The organism is Pseudomonas sp. MDT1-17 (assembly GCF_054898105.1).
On sequence record NZ_JBUBVM010000001.1, the window covers coordinates 4,693,570 to 4,700,949 of the forward strand.

Annotated in this window: 4 protein-coding genes; 3 read left to right on the forward strand and 1 reads right to left on the reverse strand. The window is 58.3% G+C overall.

Going from position 1 to position 7,380, the window contains the following annotated elements:
- Positions 1-195 precede the first annotated feature (195 nt).
- The 3 genes from ACYZTX_RS21855 to ACYZTX_RS21865 all read left to right on the forward strand — a co-directional run bounded on the left by ACYZTX_RS21855 (position 196) and on the right by ACYZTX_RS21865 (position 6,298).
- Positions 196-1,845, forward strand: coding sequence for a cyclic peptide export ABC transporter (locus tag ACYZTX_RS21855; protein WP_462035804.1), 1,650 nt, complete (start codon positions 196-198; stop codon positions 1,843-1,845).
- A 286-nt stretch (positions 1,846-2,131) separates the two neighbouring features.
- Entirely contained in the window at positions 2,132-4,609 is a 2,478-nt protein-coding gene (locus ACYZTX_RS21860) for a TonB-dependent siderophore receptor (protein ID WP_462035805.1), read from the forward strand.
- 420 nt (positions 4,610-5,029) lie between these two features.
- Positions 5,030-6,298 (forward strand): IS110 family RNA-guided transposase, encoded by a 1,269-nt coding sequence (locus ACYZTX_RS21865; protein WP_462035806.1) that lies wholly within the window; start codon positions 5,030-5,032, stop codon positions 6,296-6,298.
- Between the two features lie 109 nt (positions 6,299-6,407).
- Here ACYZTX_RS21865 and ACYZTX_RS21870 read toward each other — a convergent pair whose 3' ends face one another.
- Positions 6,408-7,364, reverse strand: a complete 957-nt coding sequence (locus ACYZTX_RS21870; RefSeq protein ID WP_462035807.1) for an alpha/beta hydrolase — start codon at positions 7,362-7,364, stop codon at positions 6,408-6,410.
- Between the last annotated feature and the right edge of the window lie 16 nt (positions 7,365-7,380).

Consider the following 7,380-nt stretch of genomic DNA (forward strand, 5'->3'; position numbering starts at 1 on the left):
CCCTGTAGGAGCTGCCGAAGGCTGCGATCTTTTGATCTTGTTTTTTCAAAGCAAAGTCAAAAGATCGCAGCCTTCGGCAGCTCCTACAGGGTTTTGTGTGGCACGCCCCGCCGCCAGTCGGCGCCCTTCTAAATTAAGCCCCCCACCAGACGTTCTACTGGGTATCTGCCTTTACGACCCAAGGAACTGTCTTCCATGACCCAGCCTACCCGTGGCGCCATCGGCGAATTGTTCGCCCTGTTGAAACCTTTTCGGCTCATCGTCGCCGCGTCCATTTTTTTGGGCATGGTCGGCGGCCTGAGCGTCACGGTATTGCTGGCGACCATCAACAACGCCCTGCATTCGGACACCGGCCTGACCCAAGGTGTCGTCGCCCTGTTCGCCGGCCTGTGCCTGCTGGCACTGGCCAGTTCGATCTGCTCGGACATCGGCACCAACTATGTCGGCCAGCACATCATCGCCAAGCTGCGTAAACAGTTGGGTGAAAAGGTTCTCTCGGCACCGATCGAACAGATCGAGCGCTATCGCAGTCACCGCCTGATCCCGGTGCTGACCCACGACGTCGACACCATCAGCGACTTCGCTTTCGCCTTCGCGCCGCTGGCCATTTCCGTAACCGTGACCTTGGGCTGCATGGGCTACCTGGCGATTCTGTCGTGGCCGATGTTCCTGATCATGGTCGCCGCGATTCTGATCGGCACGGCGATCCAGGCCTACGCCCAGAGCAAAGGCGTGCAGGGTTTCATGGCCGCCCGTGAGGCCGAAGATGAACTGCAAAAGCACTACAACGCGATTGCCGAAGGTGCCAAGGAACTGCGCATTCATCGTCCACGTCGCCAGCGCATGTTCGTCTCGGGTATCAAGGCCACCGCCGAGTTCATCTGCAACACCCAGGTGCGTTCGATCAATACATTCGTGATCGCCAAGACCTTCGGTTCGATGCTGTTCTTCGTGGTGATCGGCCTGGCCCTGGCCCTGCAAACCTTTTGGCCGAGTGCCGACAAAACCGTGATGAGCGGCTTCGTGCTGGTGCTGCTTTATATGAAAGGACCGCTGGAACATTTGATCAGCACCTTGCCGATCGTCAGCCGCGCGCAGATTGCCTTTCGCCGCATCGCCGAGCTCTCGGAGCAGTTTTCCACCCCGGAACCTCATCTGCTGCTGAGCGATAAAGGCAACGTCAAGCAAGCGGTGCACGAACTGAAACTGGCGGATGTGCGTTTCAACTTCCCGGCTGCTGAAGGGGCTGCGCCGTTCCAGCTCGGGCCGGTGAACCTGACGATCAAGCAAGGCGACATCACCTTTATTGTCGGCGAGAACGGTTGCGGCAAGACCACGCTGATCAAGCTGCTGCTGGGCCTGTACACACCGCAACAGGGCGAAATCCGCGTCAACGGCGAGGCGATCGACGCGCAGAACCGCGATGACTATCGCCAGTTGTTCACCACCATCTTCGCCGACTATTACCTGTTCGATGATGTGGTCCAGGGCGATCAGCACATCCCCGAAGACGCCAACAAATACCTGCAACGCCTGGAGATCGCGCACAAGGTCAGCGTCAAGGACGGCAACTTCACCACCACCGACCTCTCCACCGGCCAGCGCAAACGCCTGGCTCTGGTCAATGCCTGGCTGGAGGAACGTCCGGTGCTGGTGTTCGATGAATGGGCGGCCGACCAGGACCCGACCTTCCGCCGGATCTTCTACACCGAGTTGCTGCCGGACCTCAAACGTCTGGGCAAGACCATCATCGTGATCTCCCACGATGACCGTTATTTCGACGTGTCGGATCAACTTGTTCGTATGGAAAGCGGACGCGTCATCACGGAACTCGCCCCTGCCTGAAACCGAGGACCGCGGTCTATGTAGCAGCTGGCGAAGCCTGCGTTCGGGCTGCGAAGCAGTCGTCAACCCGGCTCGCGAGGTCTGCCTGATGCACCGCGAGCTTTGATTTTACGACTGCTGCGCAGCCGAACGCAGGCTTCGCCAGCTGCTACACAGATCGCGTTTTGCCACCTTCATGAATTTTATTTTTCCGGTTTCTTTCCGGTTTCTCGTTCGTGCTGCGTCTAATAATCATTCCTATTAACAAAAACTCTGCACAACACTTTTTCTGGAGCTCAGGTAAGTAATGCGACCTCAAACACGCCGCACACCTCTCGCGCTGGCCGTACAGCGCCCGACTTTGCATCGCACCCTGTTCACTAGCGTACTGCTGACCGCCACCTTGCTGGGGAGCTCGATGGCCAATGCTGCACCTGTGAAAGTGAACATTGCAGGTCAATCGCTTTCCAACGCGCTGACCGAGTTGGGCATGCAGACCAATCTGCAAATCCTCTACAGCCCGGACCAGGTTGCCGGCATCAAGTCCCGCGCAGTCTCCGGTTCGCTGGAACCGTCCGACGCCCTGAAGGCCCTGCTGCAAGGCACCGGTATTTCGTTCCAGATCAACGGCAACAGCGTCACCCTGGTGTCCGGCGGCGGCTCGAGCCTGCAACTGGGTGCGACCACCATTTCCGGCCAGGCCCTGGGCCTGACCACTGAAGACACCGGTTCCTACACCACCGGTGCGACCACCACCGCGACCAAGTTGCCGCTGACCCTGCGTGAAACGCCACAATCGGTGACCGTGGTGACACGCCAGCAAATGGACGATCGCGGCGTCACCAGCGTCGCCGACGCGTTGCGCAACACCCCCGGCGTTACGACACAGAAGTACGACAGTGACCGTACCGAGTTTTCAGCCCGTGGCTTCGCCATCACCAACTTTCAGTACGATGGCGTCAACCAGCCTTACGACGGTGTGTACGGTGAAAACCCGAACAACAGCGACGACGCGGCCAGCCTCGACCACATCGAAGTCATCAAAGGCGCTACCGGCCTGATGACCGGTTCTGGCGACCCGTCTGCCACCGTCAACCTGATCCGCAAGAAACCGACCAAGGATTTCAAGGCCTCGGTCAGCGCCACCGCAGGTTCCTGGGACAACTACCGCACCGAAGGCGACATCTCCGGTTCGCTGACCGATTCGGGCAACGTGCGCGGTCGGTTCGTTGGCGCCTACCAGGACAAAGGTTCGTACATCGACCACTACAGCCAGAAAAAAGATATCTACTACGGCATCCTTGAAGCCGACCTGACAGACAACACCCTGCTGACTGTTGGCGTCGACAAGTCCAGTGCAACGCCACGGGGCAGTTCGTGGACCGGTAACGCGCCGTACTTCACCGATGGCAGCCGCACCGATTTCTCCCGCAGTTTCAACCCGGGTGCCGACTGGAGCCGTCGTGATTTCGACAGCGTCACCTACTTCTCGTCGCTGGAACAAGCGCTGGCCAATGACTGGAAATTCAAGGCCAGTTTCGACCAGAAAACCACCGATCACGATACCCAACTGGCCTCGGCCAGCGGTGGCTCCGCCGACCCCGTCACGGGCGAAGGCAATTTCCTTTACTGGGGCCGCTGGGAAGGTCATCGCGTACAGAACTCTGCAGACGTAAACGTCTCCGGGCCGTTTTCCCTGGGTGGTCGCGAGCATGAACTGGTGGCTGGATTCATGGCTTCCCACTCGCGTCAGACCGGTGCGACCTACGACACCAGCGCGTTCGAACTGGTGCCGGGCAGCATCTTTGACTGGAACGGTCACCTGCCGAAACAGGAATTCCCGAAAAACGGCAAATACGAACGCACCCAGAGCCAGAACGGTCTTTACCTGGCCACGCGCCTGCGTCCGACCGACGACCTGTCGTTCATCCTCGGCAGCCGTCTGAGCACCTTCAAGTACAACGAAGATTACTCCTACTATCCAGGCGCTACCCAGACTGACACCCACGCCAGCTACAAGGAGCATGGCGTCGTCACACCGTACGCCGGTGTGGTTTATGACCTGAACGATGTGTACTCGGTCTACGCCAGCTACACCAAGATCTACCAGCCGCAAATCTACAAGGACGTGACCGGTTCGACCCTCAAGCCTGTTGAAGGCGACAGCTACGAAACCGGCATCAAGGCGGCTTATTTCGAAGGCAAGCTGAACGCCAGCTTCGCCTTGTTCCAGATCGAGCAGGACAACGTCGCGCAATACGTCACCACCGACGTAGGCACCGGCCAGGATGTTTATAAAGCCATCTCCGGCGCCACCACCAAAGGTGTGGAAATGGAACTGGCTGGCGAACTGGCGGATGGCTGGAACGTGACTGCCGGCTACACCTACGCGCGTACCCGCGACGAAGACGAACAACGTATCTTCGGTTTCCCGCTAGCCTCCAGCAAACCGGAACACGTGGTGCGTACGTTCACCACTTACCGTCTGCCCGGCGCACTGGACCAGGTCACCGTCGGTGGCGGTGTCAGCTGGCAGAGCGCGTTTTACGGCCAGAGCTACAGCCCCAACGTGGGCGGTGGCGAGGGCGGCAGCACCATGCTCAAGCAAGGTGGCTATACCCTCGTGGACCTGATGACCCGTTATCAGTACGACGAACACCTGAGCTTCACCGCCAATGCCTACAACGTCTTCGACAAGAAGTACATGTCGGGCCTGGGCAACTTCGGCACCACGTTCTACGGCGAGCCACGCAACCTGCAGCTCACTGCGAAGTATGATTTCTGAGCTGTAAGCTGAAATGAAAAAATGCCCGTGTCGTGAGATGCGGGTATTTTTTTGGCTGGCAGATTTATGTTGGCATATCAGACCGCCTTCGCGAGCAGGCTCGCTCCCACAGGTAATCTTCAGTGGGCACACAGCTCAAATGTGGGAGCGAGCCTGCTCGCGATATAGGTAGTCCGTTCCTTTCTCTTCCATACTGACTTCGCTGGAAGTTGGCTGTCGGCGAGGAAGGAACATGCACCTGCGGGCTACGAATATGCTCGCGCAGCACTCGATGATTACGCCTTCACCTTCGAGTCCACAGGTGCGCTTGCGCCCTCTAACGAATTCTCAGGGAAAGCCCGACACGGCTCTCTATATCGCCTTCGCTGGACGCAAGCATGCATGTCCCTGCATGTACTTTAGCGTCTGTGGAGGTGTTCCATGCAAACGCTCCTGTCTCAGAGTTTCACTGCTTACATCGGAATTGATTGGGCAGACGCCAAGCACGACACCTGTTTGCAGATAGCTGGAGAGGCTCAGCGGAGTTTCGAGGTCATCGACCACAAGCCCGAGTCGATTGATCGTTGGGCCAAGTCGCTGCATCGACGTTACGGTGGCCCGATCGCGATCGCCGTGGAGTTGAACAAAGGCCCACTGATAGCGGCTCTGCAAAAATATGAGTTTTTTTGTATCTTTCCGATCAATCCGAGCACCTTGGCCCGGCACCGTAAAACCTTCGTCCCCAGTGGCGCCAAGGATGATCCAACGGATGCTCAATGGGCGCTTGAACTGTTGCTGAATCACCCCGAACGGTTTCCTCAACTGGTCCAGCAAAGCTCCGCCATGCGTTCGCTCGCCAGCCTGACTGAACATCGCCGCGGATTGGTCGATGACCGGGTCAAGATCAGCAACCGTCTGGTCTGCATGCTCAAACAGTACTACCCGTTGGCCCTGGAGCTGTTTCATGACCATGACACGCTGGTTTTTTGTGAATTTCTGGCGCGCTGGTCGACCTTTGAAACGCTTAAGCGCGCTCGGCCAGCCAGCGTTTTGAAGTTCCTTCACGCGCATAATGTTCGCCATGCTGAGCTCAATCAGCAGCGTTTGGCGTTGATCGCCAACGCCATGCCGTTGACTGAAGATCCAGGCGTGGTCAGTCCTTCAGCGCTGTATGTGCTGGCCCTGGTCTCGCAACTGAAAGGGATCATCACGGCGATCAAAGACTTTGATCGGGAAATCGAAAAAACTGCCAACACCCTGGCCGACTACCGACTCTTCAAGGCCTTGCCCGGCGCGGGACAGCAGCTTGCACCACGGTTGATGGTCGCCTTTGGTGAGCAGCGTGATCGCTTCAAGGATGCCAGTGCGGTGCAGCGATATGCCGGGATTGCCCCGGTTACCGAACGCAGTGGCAAGAAAAAAGTCGTCCACTGGCGCTATCAATGCGCAACTTTTTTGCGCCAGACCTTTGTTGAGTGGGCTGCCCACAGCATCAATCAATCGGTGTGGGCAGAGGCTTATTATCGCCAGCAAAGGGCCAAAGGCTGCTCTTACCAAGCGGCCCTCAGGGCCCTGGCGTTCAAGTGGATCCGGATCGTTTATCGGTGCTGGACGACCAGTACCGTGTACGACGAAAAGGTTTATTTACAGGCCTTGCTCCGGCACGGCTCACCGTTGACCAGTGAGCTGGACACAGTAAAACCGAGTTGACGGAGAGGCTCAGGGCGTGAAGGCGATTGTCGCCTCACTAGAAATATTCAGGCCGGACACAAAAAAACCGCCACTCTGACCCAGGAATGGCGGTTTTTTTCATTTCAACTCAAACCCGCGAACGCACCCACCCCGCCACTTCCGCATGAATCCCCTCAACCTCCCCCAACAACCCCGCCATGCGCAAAAAGTCATGGGTCATGCCCGGCTGCTCCAACAACGTCACCTCATTCCCCGCAGCACGTAACAAATCGGCATACGCCAACCCTTCGTCATGCAACGGATCATGTCCCGCCAAATACACCAGCGCCGGTGCCACACCGGACAGATCCGCTGTCTGCAACGGCGAACAACGCCAATCCGCCAAATCCTCTGGCGTGCGCGCGTACTGCCCGTAGAACCAGTCCAGCGTCGGCGTCTCCAGCAAATAACCCTCGGCGAAATCCCGATGCGACGCCCGTTTCGTCGTGGCATCCGTCACCGGGTAAACCAGCACTTGCGCCTTGGGCTTCAACGCCAGTTCCTCAGGTTCACGCACGGCCATGATCGACAACACCGTCGCCAGCGTCGCACCCACGCTGTCACCGGCCACGGCCACTCGCGTCGCGTCCAGGCCATGTGCTGCGCCTTCACGGACCAGCCAGTTTCCCGCATCGCAGGCATCCTGCACCGGCGTCGGGAAACGCCATTCCGGCGCCAGGCGATAATCCACCGTCAACAACGTAAAACCACCCTGTGCCGCCAATCGCCGGCACAGCGCATCATGGGAATCGAGGCTGCCGACCACATACCCGCCGCCATGGAAATACAACACCACCGGCTGCAACCCGTCGACTGCGTGCCCATCGCGATACACCCTTGCCGACAGGCTGTGGCCATCTCGCGCGGCGATGGTGAAGTCCTCGCAGGCAACGCTGTCCAGCGGCACATCGAGAAACCCCGACGACGCTTCAAAATCGATCCGCGCCTGTTGTGGCGACTGTTCATGCATCGCGCGACTTTTGCCGGTCATCCGGCCGAACGCGGCGAGTTCTAAAAATGCTTCAAGTTCTGGCAAAACAGCCATGGGACGAATCCTTCAC

What these genes read in the sequence shown, in the direction of transcription:
- ACYZTX_RS21855 (WP_462035804.1), top strand. Translation starts at nt 196, where the DNA reads ATGACCCAGCCTACCCGTGGCGCCATCGGCGAATTGTTCGCCCTGTTG.
- ACYZTX_RS21860 (WP_462035805.1), top strand. Translation starts at nt 2,132, where the DNA reads ATGCGACCTCAAACACGCCGCACACCTCTCGCGCTGGCCGTACAGCGC.
- ACYZTX_RS21865 (WP_462035806.1), top strand. Translation starts at nt 5,030, where the DNA reads ATGCAAACGCTCCTGTCTCAGAGTTTCACTGCTTACATCGGAATTGAT.
- ACYZTX_RS21870 (WP_462035807.1), bottom strand. Translation starts at nt 7,364, where the DNA reads ATGGCTGTTTTGCCAGAACTTGAAGCATTTTTAGAACTCGCCGCGTTC.